The organism is Sorangium sp. So ce590 (assembly GCF_051521365.1).
Taxonomy (GTDB): Bacteria; Myxococcota_A; Polyangia; order Polyangiales; family Polyangiaceae; genus Sorangium.
Genome location: NZ_CP150346.1, coordinates 4,321,108 through 4,340,164, shown reverse-complemented (window position 1 = coordinate 4,340,164; position 19,057 = coordinate 4,321,108). Strand labels below are relative to the sequence as shown.

Sequence of the window (19,057 nt, the reverse complement as noted above, 5' to 3'; positions counted from 1 at the left end):
GAGCGCGCCGATCGAGCGGCCGCGGCGCCGGGATGAGCCCGTCGCGCGCGGCGCTCGATCGGGCCGCGGCTCACGCTAGCCTCCAGGCCGAGCGGCCTGCTCCCCCTCGAGCCATGCAGCCCTGCCTCCTGATCCTCGTGCGCCACGGTCGCACCGCCGGCAACCGCGGCGGTCCCGGGACGCCGATGAGCGGGTGGACCGATACGCCGCTCGACGCGCGAGGGCGGGAGGAGGCCGCGGCGCTGGGCCGCCGCCTCGCCGGAGGCCCGGCGTTCGACGCCGTGGTTGCAAGCCCGCTGAGCCGCGCGCTCGAGACGGCGCGGATCGCGGCGGGCGCGTGGGGACCGGTCCGCCCGCACGAGGGCCTGCGCGAGATCTGCTGCGGCGAGGTGGACGGCGCGCCGATCGAGGAGGTCAAGGCGCGCCACGCCGCGCTCTGGGAGGCCAACCTGCGCCAGGACGACGACGACTTTCGCTGGCCCGGGGGGGAGAGCTACCGCGAGTTTCGCGCGCGCTGCCTCGCGGCGATCGGCGCGATCGCCGCGGCGCACCCGGGGCAGCGCGTGCTCGTGGTCACGCACGCCGGCGTCATCGGGCAGATCGTCGGGGCGCTGCGCGGCGCCCCTCCCGCGCGGTGGGAGCCGTTCCGGCCGGGCAACGCCAGCCTCACGTCGCTCTCGTGGCAGGGCGAGCGCGGCGTCCTCCTGCGCTTCGACGACCGCGAGCAGGTCAGCTCCAGCGCGCGTCGGCCCGGCGGATGACGCGCAGCCAGTCCGCCGCGTTCCGGGCCGCGGCCGCGCGGGCGCTCGGCGTCGCGCCGGGATCGCTCGCCCCGCTCGCCGTCGCGAGGTGGTGCCCGAGCGCGCCGGCGAGCGCGTTGGACGCGGCCGCGAACCAGTAGGCGTCGCGCAGCGGCCGGGTCAGCGCGGGGGCGAGGCCGCGCGCCGAAAGGTAGCCGGCGAGCAACGTATCGTGGCGGCGCCGCGCCTCCGGCTCCCAGTAGCCGAGGGCCTGGAGCCACGAGCTCACGTCCTCGAGCGGCGAGCCGATCCGCGCGCGCGCCCAGTCGAGCAGCACCGGCTCCGCGAGGCCGTCGCGCCGGCGAACCATGACGTTGCCCGGGTGCACGTCGCCGTGGATCACGGCGCGGCCGAGCGGCTGGAACGCGAGGAGCTGGCGGCGCATCGCGGGCAGCGCCGCCACGACCCGCCGCAGCGCGGGCAGCGCCCGGGCGAGCGCGGGGACCTCGCCGCGGGGAAGGCGCTCGGCCAGCGAGAGGGTGCCGCGCGCCACGGCGAGGTTCTCGGCCTCGTAGTCCCACGCCGGCAGGGGGGCGCCCGGCGTCGTCTCCCCGTGGAGGCGCGCGAGCCGGTCGAGCACCCGGGCCGTGTGCCCGCTGTCGGCCCAGGGCCAGGCGTGCGCCGGCTCGATCCGCTCGAGGTAGAGCAGCCAGCGCCCGCGCCCGAGCCGCTGCACGCCGAGCAGCTCGGGCGAGAAGCGCCGCGCGACGGACCTCGAGAGCCGCCGGTAGACGGCCGCCTCGCGCGCGGCCACGCCGTCCACGAGCTTGGCGACGACCGCGACCCGGCGCGGCCCGGCGCCGCCGCGCAGCCGCGCGGTGACCAGCGCGACCTCCGAGCAGAGCCCGCCCTGGAGCGGGCGTATCTCGATGGCCGAGCCGCACACGGCGTCGCCGTGCCGCGCGACGAGAAAGGCCGTCACCGCGGCGCGATCCAGAGCATCTCGCGTCATTCCTCACCTTCCGGGTCCCACGATGCGCCGAGGACAGCTCACGATCCACACTGCGCCTCGAATCCGGTCCGCGAGCGAGAGCGACGGCGCCCGACGGCGCCGGGCAAGGCACCTGGCCCGCCCAGCCGTTGGCGCTGGATTCGTTTGCCTGGATGAGTATTCTCTCGCCCGGGTGTCGCGCCGGCGGAGCGCCGCGACAGGTCTTCACGGGACGGTCGGGCCGCCTTCCCCTTCCGCGCGCAACGTCGCGCGCGCCTTGGCGGTCCTTTGAGTCGATCCCCTTCTCAGCTTGCCCCCGGAACCTGGGCCCCTGCCCGCCGCATCGCCGAGCGCGTCCTCGGCCCGATCGAGCGCTTCCTGCACGTCGAGGCCGCCAGCGGGATCATCCTGCTGATCGCGTCCGTGCTCGCCCTCGCGTGGGCGAACTCGCCGTGGGGCGACGCCTACGAGCACCTCTGGCACATCCCGATCACGATCGGCGCCGGCTCGCTGGTGTTCACGCAGTCCCTCCACTTCTGGATCAACGAAGGGCTGATGACGATCTTCTTCTTCGTCGTCGGCCTGGAGATCCGGCGAGAGATCTACGAGGGGGAGCTCTCGGATCTCAAGCGCGCGGCGCTGCCGGTCGCGGCGGCGCTGGGCGGCATGGTCGTGCCCGCGCTCGTCTACCTGTCGCTCAACCCATCGTCGATCTCGCGGCACGGCTGGGGCGTCCCCATGGCGACCGACATCGCGTTCGCGGTGGGGGTACTGGCCTTGCTGGGCAAGCGCGTGCCCCCTGCCCTGCGCGTACTCCTGCTCGCGCTCGCGATCATCGACGACATCGGCGCCATCATCGTCATCGCGCTGTTCTACTCGTCGGGCATCGCCTGGAGCGGGCTGCTCATCGCCGGCGGCGGGGCCCTCGCGGTGCTGCTGCTCCAGCGCTTCGGCGTCCGCCCGCCCTCGGCCTACGTGATCCCCGGCGCCGTCGTCTGGTGGGGCATGCTCCGCGCCGGCGTCCACCCGACGATCGCCGGCGTCGCCGTCGGGCTGCTGACGCCGGTGCGCTCCTGGTTCGGCAGCGAGGGGTTCCTCGCCGCGGCCCGCGACGCGGTGAACCGGGTCGACGCGCTCACCCATCGCGAGAGCCACCGCACGGACGAGCTGATCGCGCCCCTCCAGCAGATCAGGAGAGCCCAGCTCGAGGCGCTGCCGCCCGTGGTCCGGCTCCAGGCGGGGCTCCACCCGTGGGTCGCTTACGGCATCATGCCGCTGTTCGCCTTCGCCAACGCCGGCGTCCGCGTCGACGGATCCTCGCTGGACCACGCGGCCGCGGGGACGATCCTGCTCGGGGTCATGCTCGGCCTGGTCGTCGGCAAGCCGATCGGCGTCCTCCTCGCGAGCTTCGCGATGGTCCGGCTCGGCGTCTGCGCCCTGCCGCGCGGCGTCGGCTGGCGCGGGATCACGGTCGTGGGCTGCGTCGCGGGCATCGGCTTCACGATGGCGATCTTCATCGCGGGCCTCGCGTTCGGCGACGCCGCGATGCTCGCCGCGGCCAAGCTCGGCGTCCTGCTCGCCTCGGCCGTGGCGGCCGTGGTGGGCCTCCTCGTCGGCAGGTTCGCGCTGTCGGAGGCCCCGACGCCCGGCGCGGCGCGGACGCTCGAAGAGGCCGAGATGTCGACGGAGCAGTAGCCGCCGCGGGCGCTCGCCCGCGCGGCGGGGCTCAACGAGCGCCGGCGTCCGGCGCCGCGCCGGTGTCCGCCGCGGCGCCGGCGTCGGCCGGCGCGGGCTCCGGCGGCGCGCACGGCGCGGTCGAGACGACGGCCCGCCACCGCGCGCCCTCGCCGACGTGCACCCGACCCGAGCGGAGCGCCGGCAGGGACCGGAGCGACGCGAGGACCGCCTCGAGCTCCCCGATCGGCTTCTCCTCGGGGTTCGGGGGCACCTCGACGCATCCGTGGAGCGCCTCCACGTCGTCCACCCAGGCAAGCGCGGGACGGGCTTCCTGGAGCCAGGACCACCCGCTCTCCGGCTCGGCGACGATCGGCTCGGGCGAGAGGGCGCGGTCCTGTACCGCCAGCTCCGCGCCGAGCTCGCGCGAGAGGGCGCGCCCGAGCAGGTCGGCCGCCGGGACGCCGAGCGCGGGGCCGACGTGCACGACCTCCACGACGGCCGGCTCGTTGTCCGGGAACCGGAGCCGCCACGCGACGAGCGGCCCCGCCGCGTGCGGCCACGCGCCCGCGAGCGACGCGGCGAGCTCCTTCTGGACGAGCACGAGCTCCGGCTCCTTGCGCACCACGTCGACGGGCGTCGAGCTCGCCCTGAGCGACGCCGCCACCTCCTCCAGCGCGCTCGCGTCGAGGACCGCGATCACGTCGACCTTCGGGATCATGCCCGCGACGCCAGCGATCTTGTCGCGCAGGTCGCGCTCGATCCGCTCGGCCTCGTCGGCTCGGCCGAGCGTCACCAGGCGCACGGCGACGCTGCCGTGCTCGACGGAGACGCTCGACCGCACCGTGCTCTGCGGCAGCGCGTCCAGCATGCGCACAATCGCCGTGCGGACGCGCACCTGCCACGACACCCGCGCGAGCGCCTCCCGGAGCGGGGAGTACACGGCCCCGAGGAGCGCCAGCGGCATCATCACGCGGAAGATCCACCCGTGGCGCAGCTCGAAGAAGACCTGCAGCGCGCGCGCCACGCGGCGGATCGCCCCCGGCTTCTGCTTCGCGAGCTCCGCGTGCTCGAGCTCCGCGGTGCTGACGGCGCTGTAGCCGAGGAGCAAGAAGCAGAGGATCGCGAACAGGAGGATCGCGCAGAGGTTCGCCGTGAAGAGCAGCGCGGCGCCGCTCGCGATGCTCGTCACCCGCGTGCCGATCCCGTAGCCGACAACGCAGAGCGGGGGCACGAGCGCGATGCCGATGGCCGTGCCCGCGGCGCTCGAGGTCGTCTCCGAGCCGGGCCTCACGGTGGTGTAGGCGGCCGCGATCGCGCAGAAGATCGCGATGAGCAGGTCGAGCGCCGTCGGCGAGGTGCGCGCGGCGATCTCCGACGTCACCTCGTAGAACGGCAGCATCAGCGTGAGGACCGCGGCGCTCGCCACGACCATGACGACGCTGAAGGCGACGCGCGTGAAGGAGCGCAGCGCCAGGAACGGCGAGCCGATCGCGAGGCCCATCCCGAGCTCGACGATGGGGCCCATGAGCGGCGAGATCAGCATCGCGCCGATGACGACCGCCCCGCTGCCGAGGACGAGCCCGAGCGAGGCGATGCCCATGGCGAGGAAGAGCTGGAGCCAGTACCCCGCCGCCCCCTTGGCGCTCCGCTCCAGCATGCTCCGGACGATGGCCTCGCGGGCCTCGGGCTCGATGTCGAACGCGGCGGCGATGCGGTCCTGAAGGACCGCCCACGCGTGCCGCCCGTGCGGCGCTCCGGCGGGCGTCTGATGGTCGGGATCCTGATCCATGGCGCGCCTTATAACGCGCCTCTCCGCCGCGCCCTCCCTGGGAGCGCGGGGCGCTCGCGGGCGGCGCCGCGCAGCGGGCGGCGGCGGCCAAGGTCGTCCGGCATGGGCGAGGCGCGGCGTCCGGCGCGATCAGGCGTCGTATCCGGCGTCGGATCCAGCGTGGACCGAGCGCAGGAGGCGCCGCACAGCGCCCGCGTCGGGCAGGCGGTAGGCGGCGCGGCTGCTCTGGTTGCCGACGTGGATGGTGCACGCGGACGGCGGGAGCGCCGCGAAGATGTCCTCGTCCGTGCGGTCGTCGCCGATCGCGATCACCGCCGCCCGCGCGGGGACATCGTCCAGGATGAGCGGCACCACCCTGCCCTTGTGGACGCCGCGCGGCCGGACCTCGACCACCTTCGCGCCGGCGAGGAGCTCCAGCGTGTCCATGGGGATGCGCGCCTCGAGGCGCGCGCGCAGCTCGCGCACGTGCTCGCCCGCGAGCTCGGGCTCGGCCGTGCGGTAGTGCCACGCCAGGGTCACGGTCTTCTCCTCGATGAAGCTGCCCGGGGTGCGCCGGGTGACGTCCTCCAGGATCGCCCGCACCTCGCCCTTCCACGCGGCGGCGTCCGACTCGAGCGCGACCCAGTCGTCGCTCGCCTTGGGCCGCGACCAGAAGCCGTGCTCGGCGTGCAGGTGGAGCGGCAGCGCGCCGAACCAGCGCTCGATGTCGGCGCGCCGACGGCCGCTCACGACGTGCACGCGGTCGCGCTCGGACAGCGCCGTGAGCAGCGCGAGGAGCTCCTCGTCGGGCGCGGCGAGGTCGGGCACCGACGCGAACGGGACCAGCGTGCCGTCGTAGTCGAGGATCCACACGCGCTGCGGCGCGAGGCGGACGCTCTCGACGACGCTCTCGGGCATCCCCCGGCGCGACGCCACGGCGGCCCCCGCGGGCTCCGGCGCCGCCGCGCGGTCGAGGTCATCGAGGAACGACTGCGCCCAGGCGTGGACGTCGTGCGTGGCCACACGGCGGCGCAGCGCCGCCATCCGGACCCGCTGCTCGGCGGGCGGCATGGCGATCGCTCGCTTCACGGCGGCGGCGACCGAGCCGATGTCGTACGGGTTGACGGAGATCGCCTCCGCGAGCTCGGCCGAGGCCCCCGCGAATTCGCTCAGGATGAGGGCACCGTCGTCGTCGACCCGCGCGGCGACGTACTCCTTCGCGACGAGGTTCATGCCGTCGCGGAGCGGGGTCACCAGCATGACGTCGGCGGCGAGGTAGAGGGCGACCACCTGCTCGAACGGCAGCGAGCGGTGCATGTAGTGGATCGGCGTGGCGCACGTCGTACCGTGCTGGCCGTTGATGCGGCCGACCAGCTCGTGCACGACCCGCCGGAAGTCGGCGTACGCGCCGGCCATCTCCCGCGTGGGCACGGCGAGCTGGATGAAGCGGATCTGCTCGCGCAGCTCGGGCTCGCGCTCGAGGAGCCGCTCGATGGCGAGCAGGCGGCGCGGGATCCCCTTCGTGTAGTCGAGGCGGTCGATCCCGAGCACGATCTTGCGGCCGCGCGCCTCGGCGCGGATGCGCGCCGCCTCCTCCCGGACGCCGGGGTGGCCCGCGAGCCGCTCGATCTCGGCGGCGTCGATGCTGATGGGGTGGACCCCGAGCGCGACCGTGCGCCCGTCGTGCTCGATCGCCGCCTCGCCCGGCTCGACGCCGAGCACGTGCGCCGCCGACGCCGCGAAGTTCCTGCGGTAGCTGGCCGTGTGAAAGCCGAGCAGGTCGGCGCCGAGCAGGCCCCTCACGATCTGCTCCCGCCACGGGAGGATGCGGAAGACCTCGGCGGACGGGAACGGGACGTGGAGGAAGAAGCCGATCCGCGCCCCGGGGAGGCGCCGCCGGAGGAGCGCCGGGAGGAGCATGAGCTGGTAGTCGTGCACCCAGATCGCGTCGCCCGGCCTGTACTGCGTGGCGACGACGTCGGCGAAGTGCTCGTTGACGCGCTGGTAGGCCTCCCAGTCGAGCTCGGCGTCCAGGTTCACCTTGTCGAGCAGGTAGTGGAACAGGGGCCAGAGGACGCCGTTCGAGAAGCCGTCGTAGAAGCGGTGCTGCTCGGCGGCGCCGAGGTGCACGGGCACGGCGCGCATCCCGGCGAGCGCCTCGTCGGCGTCGTCGCGCTGCTCCGGTGTGAGGCTCGCCACGCTGCCTGGCCAGCCGACCCAGAGCGCGCAGTGGCGCTCGTGCGGGCCGCGCATGGCGGCGGCGAGGCCGCCCGAGGAGCGCGTGAGGCAGAGCGCGCCGCGGTCGACGCGCACGCTGATCGGGAGACGGTTGGAGACGATGAGCAGTCGGGACATGGAACTCCCCTCCTCCGCGGTAACGAGGCGCCGCGCGTCGGGCGCGAGGCACGGCACGGCCCTCATCCGCCGGGCGCGAGGCGCGCCGGCGCAGAGGGACGAGCCGCGAGGCCTCGTGCCGTCGAAGACGAACAGGGCGCGATGCCCACCCGGGATCGTCGCGGGCGAGCGAATACTTTGAACTCAAAACATATCGCGCGGCGTCGCGCAAGCTGATCCGGCGCGCCGGCCGACGTTGCGCGTCGATCGAGCCGCGATCGCGCCGCGCAGGAGCGTCGCGGCGCGTCGCGCGCCGGTGGAGGGCGAGGCGGGCTGTGGGCCGACAGGTCCGCGGGCCGGGCGCGCGATCGCGGTCGCTCGGGAGGGCGCGACGCCGGCGGGCCGCGCGGGCGCGCTCTCGGGGCGGCGCGGCTCGCCGGTACGAGCTGCCTGCTCGGTCGCTTGGCCAGCAACCGAGCGCGCAATCGTCGCACGCCGCACAGGCAGGCACACCTTTCGCTGCTTCACGGCAGTCCATGCCGATCGGATGCGACACCGACTTTTCTCCAGCCGCACAGCAGCTCGGAGCGCGGGTCGAGGCGCGGCTCGTCGCCGGGCTCCGGCACGTAGGGCTCGCCGGGATCGCGAGCGCCTGCCGAGCCCGCCTGATGGTGATCTCGCATCGCTCCGGAATCCGGGTCGAGAGGCTGTCCGGGCGCAGCGTCGAAGAGAGACTTCGGAGTTCGCCCCTCCCGGTGCTCGTCGCCGAGGGCGCTGATCGCCTGGTCGCGTAGCCACATGCCAAGGGGGCCATGCACCGTTCGGCAACAAGGGTTCTCGCATGCTACCGACGCTCGCATGGACCATCGCTGTTCCCTTCCTGGGCGCCGCGCTCGTGCTGTTTCTCTCGCCGCGGTGGGCTGGACGCGTCGCGCTCCTCCCCCCTGCGCTCCTGCTCGTCATCATGCTTCCGCGCTGGCCCGAGGTGTCCGCGGGCGGATCCACGACGGTCCCGATCGCGTGGATCCCCTCCCTCGGGATAACGGCGAATTTGCGCCTGGACCGCCTCGGCGCCTTCTTCGTGCTGCTCGTCGCCGGCGTGGGCCTCGGCGTCGTCCAGTACAGCCGCGTATACCTGGGACCGAAGGGCAGCCCCACTTACTGGGCGGCGCTCCTCGCGTTCATGGGGGCCATGATCGGGGTCGTCCTCTCGGACTCGCTCGTGCTCCTCTACGTCTTCTGGGAGCTGACCACCATCGCGTCCGCGCTCCTCATCGGGATGGACTTCACCGATCCGGAGGCGCGGAGCGGCGCGATCCGCGCCTTCCTGGTCACGGGCGCAGGGGGCCTCGCGATGCTCGCCGGCGTGGTGCTGCTCGGGCAGATGGCCGGCACCTACGACCTGTCCGAGCTCGCCCCGCGCGCGGGCGAGATCGTGGCGAACCCGGCCCATGTCACCGCGCTCCTCCTCCTGCTCGCCGGGGCGTTCACAAAATCGGCGCAGTTCCCGTTCCACTTCTGGCTCCCGGGCGCCATGGCCGCCCCCGCGCCCGTCAGCGCCTATCTCCACTCCGCCACGATGGTGAAGGGAGGTGTCTTCTTGATAGGCCGCCTGTTCCCGGTGTTTCATGCATCCCCGGCCTGGCAACCTGTCCTCGTCACGGTGGGTCTCACCACCTTCGTCGTCGCCGGATGGGACGCCGTCCGGGCCTGGGATCTCAAGAAGCTCCTCGCGTACAGCACGGTGGCGTACCTCGGCGTGCTGACCGCGCTCTACGGCCTGTACGCGACGGCAGGGACGCGCGGTGAGCTGCTCAATATCGCGAACCACGCGCTGTACAAGTCCTCTCTGTTCTTGCTCGTCGGCTGGATGGAGAAGGTGACGGGCACACGCGATCTGTCGGTGCTGAAGGAGGAGCACTGGTTCCGGCGCGAGCCGGTCGCCGGGGTCTTGATCGGGTTCGGCGCCGCCGCCATGGCGGGCTTTCCCTTCGTGCTCGGCTTCATCAGCAAAGAGGTCCTCTACGAGGCGCTGCTCACCGTTCACTCCCCGGCCGGCGTGGCCGCGCTCGTGGTGGCCCTCGTGGGCGGGGCCTTCACCGTCGCCTATGCGCTCAAGCTCTTCGTCAGCTCGTTCTGGGGTCCCGAGATCCCGCCCGAAGATCGCGGGCATCCGAGGCACCAGCTCTCGCCCTGGCTGCTGGTCGTCCCGCTCATCCTGCTCGCCCCGCAGGTGATCGGCGGCATGGCGCCCGGGTGGCTGGGTTCCCTCCTCGAGCCCGGAGCCGAGCGGCTGGGGTGGCTGGCCGTGTGGCACCACGTGGACGCCCTCTTCGCCCTCAGCTCGATCACCATCGCGCTGGGGGTGGGCGGTTATCTCCTCTGGAGGCGGCTCGCAAAACCCCCCAGCGAGCCGGAGACACAGATCCTCTCCGACCGCATCGCCGGGGCCGTCCTCCGACTCTCGGGCTGGGCCGGTCGAGCCGCACAGGCAGGGGGGCTGCCTCGCTACCTGGCGGTGATGCTCCTGTTCGCCGCCGCCGCGTCGTGCGCCGCCGTCGCCCTGGGGGATGGGCTCTCCGCGACGAGGACGTGGGGCCCTGATCTCGGGGTCTCCTGCCTTCCGGCGCTCATGATCATCGCCGGCGCGGCGCTGACGCCCTTCGGGCGGAGCCGTATCGCCAGGATCGTGACCATGGCGGTCGCGGGGTACGGCGTCGCGGTCTTCTACATCCTCTTCCGCGCCCCCGACCTCGTGCTCACGCAGATCCTTGTCGAGACGGTCTCTCTCATCCTGCTCCTGCTCGTCTTTCGCAGGCTTCCCAGGCCAGGCCCCGACGTCCGGCCTCGCAGCACGCGCGTCGCTCACGCCGCGGTGGCCGGCACCGTCGCGGCCCTCGCGGCGGCCCTCGCCTGGAGCTCCGGTGTCCATCCTCCGAGAGCCCCTGCCGGAGCCGAGCAGCTCGCGCTGTCGCTCCCCGATGCGCACGGGAGAAACGCCGTCAACGTCATCCTCGTGGATTTCCGGGGCGCCGATACCCTCGGCGAGATCACCGTGCTCGCCGTCGCCGCGCTGGGCGTGGCGGCGCTGCGTCCCCGGCGCGCGCCGGCTCCGACGTCCAGGCATGGGGGAGGCGGGTCATGCGATCGCCCTTCCTGAGCTACGTGGCCGCAGGGGTGCTCCCGCTGATCACCGTCTTCGCGCTCTTCCTGCTGCTCCGCGGGCACGACGCGCCGGGCGGTGGCTTCATCGCCGGGCTCGTCACGACCATCGCGTTCGTCCTGGCGGCCTTGGCCTTCGGCGCGGGCACCGTGCGCGCCGCGCTCGCCCCGCTCGCTTGCCGGTTGCCCTGGCTCGGCCTCCTCGTCGCCACGGCGTCCGGGCTGCCAGCGGTCGCGCGCGGTCAGGCCTTCTTGACCCATTACCACCTGCAGATCGGCGCCGCCGATGCTCCCGGGCTCCGCCTCTCGACGACGCTGCTCTTCGACACCGGGGTCTATCTCACGGTGGTAGGCGCCGCGATCAAGGTGCTCGACACCTTCGCAGCGGAGGCGCCGCTGTGATCGGGACCGCCGCGATCGCGGCCGGGGCGCTCCTCGTTGCGGGGCTGTACCTCATGCTGTCCCGCGACGTGCAGCTCGTGGCGATCGGCTTCTTCCTGCTGTCCAACGGCGTGAACCTCTTCGTGCTGACCGCCTCGGGGATGCCCGCGAGCGCGGCGCCGCCGCTGATCCCGGAGGACGATCCGGCCGCCGCCCTCGCCCGCCCCACGGCCGATCCGCTCGCGCAGGCGTTCATCCTCACGGCGATCGTGATCGGCTTCGGAATGGCCGCCTTCCTGCTCGCGATGGCCCTCGACATCCACCGGAGGGAGGGGAGCGATGAGCCCTCCGGGAGGGACGACGCATGAACGCCACGATCGTGGTGGTCCCGGTGCTGCTGCCCCTGTTCACGGCGGTGCTCCTGGCGCTGCTCTCCGGGAGGCCGCGGCTGGAGCGGTGGCTGTCGCTCGCCAGCGGCGCCCTCCTCTTCGCGACCGCTCTGGTGATCTCCGCCCGGACGACCCGCGGTGCGATCCTCGTGCTCGCCCTCGGAGGCTGGAGCCCGCGCGTCGGCATCGTGTGGGTAACGGACTCGCTCGCCGCCCTGATGCTGCTGTTCGCGTCGATCGTCGCCCTGGCCGCGCTCGCCTACGCGCCCGGATCGCTCCGCGGCGCGCGCGAGCGGCGGTGTTTCTATCCGCTCCAGCAGCTCATGATGGCAGGGGTCAACGGCTCGCTCGTGACCGGTGATCTCTTCAACTTGTTCGTGTTCTTCGAGCTCATGCTCCTCTCGTCCTTCGCGCTGCTCGCGCTCGGCACCCGGGCGGCAGGGCAGCAGCATGCGCTCGCGTACGTGGTGATCAACCTCGTCGCCAGCGCCGTGCTCCTCGGCGGCGTGGGCGCGGTCTACGGCACGGCCGGCACCGTGAACATGGCCGAGCTCGCGGTGCGCGTCCGCGAGGGGGGCCTGCCTTCCGCGTTCTGGGGCGCGGGGGCGCTGGTGATCGTCGTCTTCATGGTCAAGGCGGCCCTGGCGCCGGTGTTCTTCTGGCTGCCCGACGCGTACCCGGAGGCATCGGCCGTGGTGAACGGCCTCTTCGCCGGGCTCCTCACCAAGGTGGGCGTCTACACGCTGTTCCGCGCCGTCCCGCTCCTGGGCGCCGCCGCGCCCGGCGGGCTCCGCCCGGCGCTCCTCATGATCGCCGCGGTCACGATGGTCATCGGGGTCGTGGGGGCGCTCGGGCGAAGCACGATGCGCGGCATCCTGTCGTTCCACATCGTGAGCCAGGTCGGCTACATGATCTTCGGGCTAGCGCTGTTCACCCCGATCGGGGTGGCAGCGGGGCTGTTCCACACGATCCACAACATGGTCGCGAAGACAGCGCTGATCTTCGCAGGGGGCGTCGTGGAGGGCATCGGAGGGCCGGGGGCGCTCGGCCACACCCGCGGGCTCGCGCGCACGCACCCATGGGTGGCCGCGGGCTTCTTCGTCCCTGCCATGTCGCTGGCCGGACTGCCCCCGCTCAGCGGGTTCTGGGGCAAGCTGCTCCTCGTCGTCGGTGGCTTCCGGGCCGGCGCCGTCGTTGCCACCACGGTAGCGCTCGTCGTCGGCCTCCTCACGCTCGCGTCGATGCTCAAGATATGGACGGCTGTCTTCTGGGGGGAGCCCACCGGCCCGCGGTCGCGCGGCGCCGGCGGCGACCGGGGCATGCTGGGCGCGACGCTCGGCCTCGGCGCGCTGACCGTGATCCTGGGCCTCGCGGCGGCGCCGCTCTTCGCGCACCTCGAGCGGACGGCGACCGCGCTCCTGGAAGCGACGCCGTACGTGGATGCGGTCCTCGTGCAGCGACGATGAGCCGATGAACCACCTCGCGTTGAACCTGCTCCTCGCGATCGTCTGGGTCCTGCTCCAGGTGGAGTTCTCTCTGAGGCGACTGATCGTGGGCTTCCTCGTGGGCTTCGGCGCGATCGCGCTCACCGAGCGCGCGCTCGGCCGGAGCCGCTACGCGCGCGCTGCGGCCGGCGTGCTCGCCCTCGCCTGGAGCTTCGTCCGGGAGCTCGTCCTCTCGAGCCTCGCGCTCGCGCGCGACATCCTCCGCCCGCGGCCCGTGTTCCATCCGGCGTTCGTCCGCCTCGACGTGCGCGACCTGAGCCCCGTGCAGACGATCCTCCTCGCCTGCCTCGTATCTCTGACGCCGGGCACGCTGACGGTCGACGTGGGCCTGGAGGAGCAGGCGCTCTACATCCACTCCCTCTACGCGCGCGATCCGGCGGAGCTGGGCAGCCGGCTGCGCCAATTCATTCGTCTCATCCAGCGCGCCGCAGGCCGCGGGCTGCCGTCATCACCGGAGGAATGACATGGGAAGCGTCGATCCGCGATCCGCCGTCCTCTTCGCCTCGCTCGTCGTGCTCGGCGCCGGCATCGGGCTCTGCACGATCCGCATCGCGCGCGGGCCGACGCACTTCGATCGATTGGTCGCGTTCGATTGCCTGCTGATGAACGTCGTCGGCGTGGCGCTCGTGGCATCGATGCTGCTCGAGACGGACGCGTTCATCGACATGGTGCTGGTGACCGTGCTGTTCGGGTTCATCGGCACCATCTCGCTGGCCGCCTACCTGGAGGGCTCCCTTGCTCGCTAGCGCGCTCGAGATCGCCGCCGCCCTGGCGGGGACGTTCTTCATGTTCGTGGCGTCGCTCGGCGTCCTGCGCCTGCCGGACTTCTATGCGCGCATTCACGCGCCGACCAAGGCGGCGACGCTCGGGCTCGCGTTCCTGCTCGCCGCGCTCGCGCTGCACTTCAGGGAGCTCGCGAGCGTGACCAAGGCGGCGCTGGCGCTGCTCTTCGTGGGCATGACCGCGCCCGTCGGCGCGCACATCGTGGCGCGGGCGGCGTACCGCAGCGGCGTGCGGGCGCCCGGCACGCTGGTCGACGACTACGGCTCTTCCGTGCGGCGCCTGCGCGACGAACGCGGGCGTGCGGCGGGTGAAAAAGAGGACGGGTGAGCCGAGCGCGCGCCGCCGCGATTGCTTTGACCTCAAACAATGAACGAGCTAGACATGCTGTCATGAGCCTGTCCTTCTCCGGGCCGAAGGGGTGGATCGAGCAGCGCTGGATCGTGTACGCGTTGATGCGCGACAGCATCCAGCACCACCTCGAGGACGGACGGCCGAGCGAGGAGTTCGAGGCGGTCCACGGCGCGGCCAGGGCGCTCGGCGGGCAGCGCGTGATGCTCCCGGCGCGCAAGCTCCACGAGGAGCTCAGGCGGGCGCGGGCCGCGCTCTCGGGCCGCCCGATCGACGCGCTGGCGATCAGCGGCCGGACCCGCGCGGTCATCAGCCTGCGCTGGCCCCCTCCGGACCGGCGCGAGACGATGCTCGTCAGGGACTGGGGCGACTCGGTGCCGCTGCTCGGCGCGCCGGGCGGCGACAGCCTCGACGACGTCTTCGGCCACCTGCTCGACGGCCTCCTGCGCATCACGGAGGGAGCCTCCGAGTCGGATCGCGTCGAGGTCATCGACCTGTAAGCGCAGGCTCACTGGATCCGGAGGTCGATCGTCATGTCCTTGCCGCCCCGCTGGACGGCGATCGCGAGGTTGTTCGCCGAGCGCAGCCGGGCATAGGCCTGGAGCGCGCTCTGCGGGTCGGTCAGATCGAAGCCGTTGATCGACCGGATCGTGTCCCCTTTGCGCAGGCCGACCGCGGGCAGCAGCGAGCCGTCCGTGACGCGCGCGAGGCGGACGCCGATCACCCGCTCTCCCTCCCGGACGGGGACGATCCGCGTGGAGCGCATGAGCTCACCCTGCTTCTCCAGGACCAGATCGATCGCCGTCCGGTCGACGATGAACTCGGTGTCGCTGATCTTCCGGATCTTCGACGCGATCTCGGGCGGGAGCGCGCCGCGCTTCGGCGGCTTCGGCGGCTTCGGCGGCTTCGACGGCTTCGGCGCAGCGCGGGGCGCAGGCGCGCGCCGGTTGTCGCCGATGCGGACCTGACAGCGCGCGCCCGGCTCGGCGAGCCACACGCGATCCCAGGCGATCGCGAGGACGGAGCGGCCCTCGACCGGATCGCCCGCCCGGCGGAGGAGCGGCTCCCCGCGCCCGGACGCGATCGTGGCGAAGGACCACGCGGGATCCTCCGAGGCGGCGATCAAGAGGACGCGCGCGTCCTCGCAGATCGGATCCAGCAGCGGATCTCCGTAGGTGACGGCGTCCCCGTCCTCCTCCTCCGCTTCCGGAGGCTTCGGCGTGAGGGGCCCCGTCCTCGAGTCGAACGGGTTCCGCGCGAGGATGGCCACCGCGCTTGTCGTGTGATCTCCGGCACCCAAGACGGGCCGCGGCGGCGGCGACGGCGGCAGCGACCGAGCTCCGGGCAACCCGGAGAGCAACGCTTCCTCCACGAGGTACGAGATCCCGGAAGCCTGCTGGTACGCAGCCGTCATGATCATGCCGCCGAGGAGCACCGGGAAAGTTCGCTTGATGAGGAGTTCCGGGATCACCGTCGTCTTCCAGAGCGAGTGTCCACACGAGCGCCGGTGCACCCCGCGATCCGCCAGCAGCCATGGTCCATGGATGGAGCGCGGGGGCCCGCGCGGGCGTTCCTTGCGCGCAGCGGCCCTCGCGCGAGCGCAGCCTGCCCGTTGTGGAGCAGCATCCGTGCCCAGGTGGCTTGGGAGTTGCTGCCAGGTAACGCATGACGAAAAGGACAGGCTCCGCACGGCTCCCCCGCCCCATCGCCTTCCTCGCCACGCTCGCCACGCTCGCCGCCACCGCCGGTCTTCTGGCCGCGAGCGCCGCGGGCTGCGCTCCGGAGCCGCGGAACATGCCCTGTTCCAGCGATGCCGAGTGCCGGGGCCGCGACGACGATCTCGCGTATTGCATCAGCTCCACGTGCGTCGAGTGCCTCTCGAGCTCGATCTGCGGCGCCGGGAACGAGTGCGTCGACGGGCGATGCGTGCTCCGGTGCCGGGACGCGCGCGACTGCCGATCCGACCAGCTCTGCCGCGACGGCACCTGCGAGGCCCGATGAGATGCGACATGGTGTCGCATCTGGGACAATGGATCGCATGAACGCGCGAAGCCAAGAGGGGCGGAGCACGATGGGGCTGACGCTCCAGCTCTGGCTCATGCTCCTCGTGCCGATCGTCCTGGCCGTGACGCTCTACGGGGCGGCGATCCACACGAGCCGGCACCAGTTCCTCCGCAGCCAGGCGGCCGCCGAGCTGCGCCACCACGCGAGCCTCGTCGAGGCGGCGATCGGCGGGGCCGTGGAGCGCGGCCAGGTCGAGCTGCTCAAGCACCGGATCGAGCGGCTCGCGCAGGCCGACCGCATCCTCGGGATCGCGGCGTTCGACGCGGCCGGGGGTCCGATCCTCGTGACGGATCCGATCGCCGGCGAGGCGGCGGCGCTCGCGGCGCTCGCGCGGAGGGCGCTCGCGACGGGCGCCGAGATCGAGGTGGAGCAGACGCTCGGCGGGGCGCCGGCGCTCATGCGCACCGTCACGTTCTCGCAGCGCGGGCTGTCGGTCGTCGCCGTGGTCGTCCGGGAGCTCCGCTACCTGGACGCCTTCGCGAGCAGCTCGAACCGCGGGCTGGCGCTCGCCGGCGCCGCGCTCCTCGCCGCGACGGCGCTGATCGCCGCGTTCGCGAGCCGGGCGACGGTGGGGCGGCCGGCCGGCGCGATCGTGGCCGGCGTCGAGCGGGTGGCGCGCGGGGAGCTCGGGGTGACGGTGCCCGAGGGCGGCGCCGAGGAGCTCCGGCGGCTCGCGCGGGCGTTCAACGCGATGACCGCCTCGCTCGCCGAGGCGCGCGCCCACCTGGAGCAGGAGCAGGCCGCCCGGGCCGCCGTCGAGCGCAAGCTGCAGCAGGCGCACGCGCTGTCGGCCGTCGGTCAGGTGGTCGCCTCGATCGGCCACGAGATCGGCTCGCCCCTCAACGTCATCCTGGCGCGCGCGCGCCGCCTCGCCGATCAGCCGGGCTGGCCCGAGGCGACCCGCGGCGAGCTGGAGACGATCGCCACGCAGTCCGAGCGCATCTCCCGCGTTGTGGCGCGGCTGCTCTCCATCGCCCGTCCGCCCCGGCTCCTCGGCCGCGGCAGCGACGTGGCCCAGGTCGCGCGCGAGGTGCTCGCGTTCCTGGGACCGGAGTGCCGGCAGCGCGGGATCACGACCCGGATCGAGCACGACGCGGCGCAGGTCCACGTGGTGCTCGACGCGGATCACCTGTTCCAGGTGCTGTTCAACCTCTGCCTGAACGCGGCGCAGGCGCAGCCCCACGGCGGCGAGATCGCGGTGCGCCTCGCGCAGACCGGCGGCCGCAAGGCGTCGTTCGAGGTCGAGGATCGCGGCCCGGGCGTCCCCCCCGGCGTCGCCGAGCACATCTTCGAGGCGTTCTTCACGTCGCGGGGCGATCGCGGCGGCACCGGGCTCGGCCTGGCGATCGTCGAGGGGGTGGTGCGCGAGGCGGGCGGCTCGGTCGAGCTCGTCCACACGGGCCGCGGCGGCGCCTGCTTCCGCGTCACCCTGCCGCGCAGCGCCGCCGCGCCGCTCATCGCGCGCGGCGTGGGCGGCGTGGGCGCGGAGACCCGGGCGTGAGCGCGCCCGCGAGGGTGCTCGTCGTCGACGACGAGCTCGAGATGGTGAAGCTCGTGGCCGACATCGCCCGCGACATGGGCCACGAGCCGACGACGCTGACCGCGCCGCTGCTCGCGCTGCCGCTGCTCGAGGAGCGCGAGTTCGATCTCGTCGTGACCGACGTGCGCATGCCCGAGATGGACGGGATCGAGCTCATCGAGCAGATCGCGCGCTTCGACCCGCGGGCGGCGATCATCGCCATGACGGCGTTCGGCTCGATCGACACGGCGGTCCGCGCGATGCGCGCCGGCGCGTTCGACTACCTGCCGAAGCCGTTCCAGCCCGCGGACATGGCGCTCCGGATGGAGCGGGCGCTCGGGCAGCGGGCGATGACGGTCGAGCTGACCGAGCTGCGCTCGGAGGTGGCGCAGCGGTTCTCGATCGCCGGGATGGTCGGGCGCAGCCGGGCGATCGAGGAGGTGATCACGCTCGTGCGGCGCGTGGCGGACAACCCGGCGACGGTGCTCGTGAGCGGCCCGAGCGGGAGCGGCAAGGAGCTCGTGGCGCGCGCGCTCCACGGCGAGAGCCGGCGTCGCGCGCGGAAGTTCGTGGCGGTCAACTGCGCGGCGATCCCGGAGACGCTCATCGAGGCGGAGCTCTTCGGGGTGCGCAAGGGCGCGTACACGGACGCGCGCAGCGATCGGCCCGGGATGTTCCAGGAGGCGGACGGCGGGACGCTGTTCCTCGACGAGGTGAGCGAGCTGGCGCTGCCGCTCCAGGCGAAGCTCCTGCGCGCGCTCCAGGAGCGCGAGGTCCGCCCGGTCGGCTCGGTGTCGTCGGAGCCGGTCGACGTGCGCGTCATCGCGGCGACGAACCGCGATCTGCGCGCGGCGGTCGCCGAGCGCGCCTTTCGCGAGGACCTCTTCTACCGGCTCGCGGTGATCGAGATCGCGATCCCGCCGCTCCGGCACCGGATGGACGACATCCTGCCGCTGGCCGAGCACTTCCTTACCCGCGCGGCCGCGCACGCGGGCAAGCCGATCGCGGGGTTCTCGGGCGCGGCGGTGAAGCGCCTGCTCGCGCACGACTGGCCCGGCAACGTCCGCGAGCTGGAGAACGCGATCGAGCGGGCGGCGGCGCTCTGCGACGGCGGTCGGATCTCCCCGGACGACCTCCCCGAGGGCGTGCGCGCCCGGCGCGGCGCGCCGGATTTCCTGGAGGTCGCGGCGGATCGGCTGATGACGCTCGACGAGCTCCAGCGCGAGTATGCGCAGATCGTCCTGCGGCGCGTGGGCGGCAAGAAGCAGCGGGCAGCGGGGCTGCTCGGCGTCGACCGGCGGACGCTGCAGCGCTGGTTCGGCGGGGGGAGCGACGGCGACGAGGGGGCGTGAGGGAGCGCGCGGGGGATGGCGGGTGTGCTGGCTGCCTCCGGGCC

17 protein-coding genes are annotated in these 19,057 nt (G+C 73.3%); 13 read left to right on the top strand and 4 right to left on the bottom strand.

What is annotated here, in order from left to right; all coding sequences use genetic code 11:
* Nucleotides 1-113 precede the first annotated feature (113 nt).
* Nucleotides 114-761, top strand: coding sequence for a histidine phosphatase family protein (locus WMF28_RS16275; RefSeq protein ID WP_437603153.1), 648 nt, complete (start codon nt 114-116; stop codon nt 759-761).
* On the opposite strand, the gene WMF28_RS16270 is transcribed toward WMF28_RS16275, so the two are convergent.
* Nucleotides 730-1,752 carry a phosphotransferase family protein gene (locus WMF28_RS16270; protein WP_437603152.1) on the bottom strand — a complete coding sequence of 341 codons (1,023 nt, stop codon included), beginning with the start codon at nt 1,750-1,752 and terminating at the stop codon, nt 730-732. The genes WMF28_RS16275 and WMF28_RS16270 overlap by 32 nt on opposite strands.
* A 267-nt stretch (nt 1,753-2,019) precedes the next feature.
* On the opposite strand from WMF28_RS16270, the gene nhaA reads away from it, so the two are divergent.
* Entirely contained in the window at nt 2,020-3,426 is a 1,407-nt protein-coding gene (gene nhaA / locus WMF28_RS16265) for a Na+/H+ antiporter NhaA (RefSeq protein WP_437603151.1), read from the top strand.
* Between the two features lie 31 nt (nt 3,427-3,457).
* Here nhaA and WMF28_RS16260 read toward each other — a convergent pair whose 3' ends face one another.
* Nucleotides 3,458-5,197 carry a DUF389 domain-containing protein gene (locus WMF28_RS16260; protein ID WP_437603150.1) on the bottom strand — a complete coding sequence of 580 codons (1,740 nt, stop codon included), beginning with the start codon at nt 5,195-5,197 and terminating at the stop codon, nt 3,458-3,460.
* 129 nt (nt 5,198-5,326) lie between these two features.
* Nucleotides 5,327-7,531 carry a bifunctional alpha,alpha-trehalose-phosphate synthase (UDP-forming)/trehalose-phosphatase gene (locus WMF28_RS16255; RefSeq protein WP_437603149.1) on the bottom strand — a complete coding sequence of 735 codons (2,205 nt, stop codon included), beginning with the start codon at nt 7,529-7,531 and terminating at the stop codon, nt 5,327-5,329.
* 820 nt (nt 7,532-8,351) lie between these two features.
* Here WMF28_RS16255 and mbhE point away from each other — a divergent pair.
* From mbhE to WMF28_RS16215, 8 genes are all read left to right on the top strand, one after another.
* The gene (mbhE, locus tag WMF28_RS16250; protein ID WP_437603148.1) at nt 8,352-10,670 is read left to right on the top strand and encodes a hydrogen gas-evolving membrane-bound hydrogenase subunit E; all 2,319 of its coding nucleotides are present in this window, start codon (nt 8,352-8,354) and stop codon (nt 10,668-10,670) included.
* Nucleotides 10,652-11,074 (top strand): MnhB domain-containing protein, encoded by a 423-nt coding sequence (locus tag WMF28_RS16245; protein WP_437603147.1) that lies wholly within the window; start codon nt 10,652-10,654, stop codon nt 11,072-11,074. Before mbhE ends, WMF28_RS16245 begins: the two co-directional genes overlap by 19 nt.
* Complete coding sequence (locus WMF28_RS16240) at nt 11,071-11,421, top strand: sodium:proton antiporter (RefSeq protein ID WP_437603146.1); 351 nt, start codon at nt 11,071-11,073, stop codon at nt 11,419-11,421. Before WMF28_RS16245 ends, WMF28_RS16240 begins: the two co-directional genes overlap by 4 nt.
* The gene (locus tag WMF28_RS16235; protein WP_437603145.1) at nt 11,418-12,908 is read left to right on the top strand and encodes a proton-conducting transporter transmembrane domain-containing protein; all 1,491 of its coding nucleotides are present in this window, start codon (nt 11,418-11,420) and stop codon (nt 12,906-12,908) included. Before WMF28_RS16240 ends, WMF28_RS16235 begins: the two co-directional genes overlap by 4 nt.
* Before the next feature lie 4 nt (nt 12,909-12,912).
* Nucleotides 12,913-13,410, top strand: a complete 498-nt coding sequence (locus tag WMF28_RS16230) for a Na+/H+ antiporter subunit E (RefSeq protein ID WP_437603144.1) — start codon at nt 12,913-12,915, stop codon at nt 13,408-13,410.
* Nucleotide 13,411: 1 nt separating this feature from the next.
* On the top strand, nt 13,412-13,693 hold the full coding sequence (locus WMF28_RS16225) for a monovalent cation/H+ antiporter complex subunit F (RefSeq protein WP_437603143.1): 282 nt from the start codon (nt 13,412-13,414) through the stop codon (nt 13,691-13,693).
* Entirely contained in the window at nt 13,683-14,057 is a 375-nt protein-coding gene (gene mnhG / locus WMF28_RS16220) for a monovalent cation/H(+) antiporter subunit G (protein ID WP_437603142.1), read from the top strand. The genes WMF28_RS16225 and mnhG overlap by 11 nt, the downstream gene beginning before the upstream one ends.
* 62 nt (nt 14,058-14,119) lie before the next feature.
* Nucleotides 14,120-14,578, top strand: coding sequence for a hypothetical protein (locus WMF28_RS16215; RefSeq protein ID WP_437603141.1), 459 nt, complete (start codon nt 14,120-14,122; stop codon nt 14,576-14,578).
* A gap of 8 nt (nt 14,579-14,586) precedes the next feature.
* Here the strand turns inward: WMF28_RS16215 and gspC are convergent, their stop codons facing one another.
* Nucleotides 14,587-15,549 carry a type II secretion system protein GspC gene (gspC, locus tag WMF28_RS16210; RefSeq protein ID WP_437603140.1) on the bottom strand — a complete coding sequence of 321 codons (963 nt, stop codon included), beginning with the start codon at nt 15,547-15,549 and terminating at the stop codon, nt 14,587-14,589.
* Between the two features lie 194 nt (nt 15,550-15,743).
* Between gspC and WMF28_RS16205 the strand changes: the two genes are divergently transcribed.
* The 3 genes from WMF28_RS16205 to WMF28_RS16195 are packed head-to-tail and all read left to right on the top strand — an operon-like array spanning nt 15,744 to nt 19,013.
* On the top strand, nt 15,744-16,079 hold the full coding sequence (locus WMF28_RS16205; RefSeq protein ID WP_437603139.1) for a hypothetical protein: 336 nt from the start codon (nt 15,744-15,746) through the stop codon (nt 16,077-16,079).
* A gap of 37 nt (nt 16,080-16,116) precedes the next feature.
* Nucleotides 16,117-17,643 (top strand): ATP-binding protein, encoded by a 1,527-nt coding sequence (locus WMF28_RS16200; protein WP_437603138.1) that lies wholly within the window; start codon nt 16,117-16,119, stop codon nt 17,641-17,643.
* Entirely contained in the window at nt 17,640-19,013 is a 1,374-nt protein-coding gene (locus WMF28_RS16195) for a sigma-54-dependent transcriptional regulator (RefSeq protein ID WP_437603137.1), read from the top strand. The genes WMF28_RS16200 and WMF28_RS16195 overlap by 4 nt, the downstream gene beginning before the upstream one ends.
* Nucleotides 19,014-19,057 lie beyond the last annotated feature (44 nt).

Bases quoted from the DNA above. Each gene is read 5' to 3' on its own strand.
- WMF28_RS16275 (WP_437603153.1), top strand. From the start codon at position 114: ATGCAGCCCTGCCTCCTGATCCTCGTGCGCCACGGTCGCACCGCCGGC.
- WMF28_RS16270 (WP_437603152.1), bottom strand. From the start codon at position 1,752: ATGACGCGAGATGCTCTGGATCGCGCCGCGGTGACGGCCTTTCTCGTC.
- WMF28_RS16260 (WP_437603150.1), bottom strand. From the start codon at position 5,197: ATGGATCAGGATCCCGACCATCAGACGCCCGCCGGAGCGCCGCACGGG.
- WMF28_RS16255 (WP_437603149.1), bottom strand. From the start codon at position 7,531: ATGTCCCGACTGCTCATCGTCTCCAACCGTCTCCCGATCAGCGTGCGC.
- mbhE (WP_437603148.1), top strand. From the start codon at position 8,352: ATGCTACCGACGCTCGCATGGACCATCGCTGTTCCCTTCCTGGGCGCC.
- WMF28_RS16245 (WP_437603147.1), top strand. From the start codon at position 10,652: ATGCGATCGCCCTTCCTGAGCTACGTGGCCGCAGGGGTGCTCCCGCTG.
- WMF28_RS16235 (WP_437603145.1), top strand. From the start codon at position 11,418: ATGAACGCCACGATCGTGGTGGTCCCGGTGCTGCTGCCCCTGTTCACG.
- WMF28_RS16230 (WP_437603144.1), top strand. From the start codon at position 12,913: ATGAACCACCTCGCGTTGAACCTGCTCCTCGCGATCGTCTGGGTCCTG.
- WMF28_RS16225 (WP_437603143.1), top strand. From the start codon at position 13,412: ATGGGAAGCGTCGATCCGCGATCCGCCGTCCTCTTCGCCTCGCTCGTC.
- WMF28_RS16215 (WP_437603141.1), top strand. From the start codon at position 14,120: ATGAGCCTGTCCTTCTCCGGGCCGAAGGGGTGGATCGAGCAGCGCTGG.
- WMF28_RS16205 (WP_437603139.1), top strand. From the start codon at position 15,744: ATGACGAAAAGGACAGGCTCCGCACGGCTCCCCCGCCCCATCGCCTTC.
- WMF28_RS16200 (WP_437603138.1), top strand. From the start codon at position 16,117: ATGAACGCGCGAAGCCAAGAGGGGCGGAGCACGATGGGGCTGACGCTC.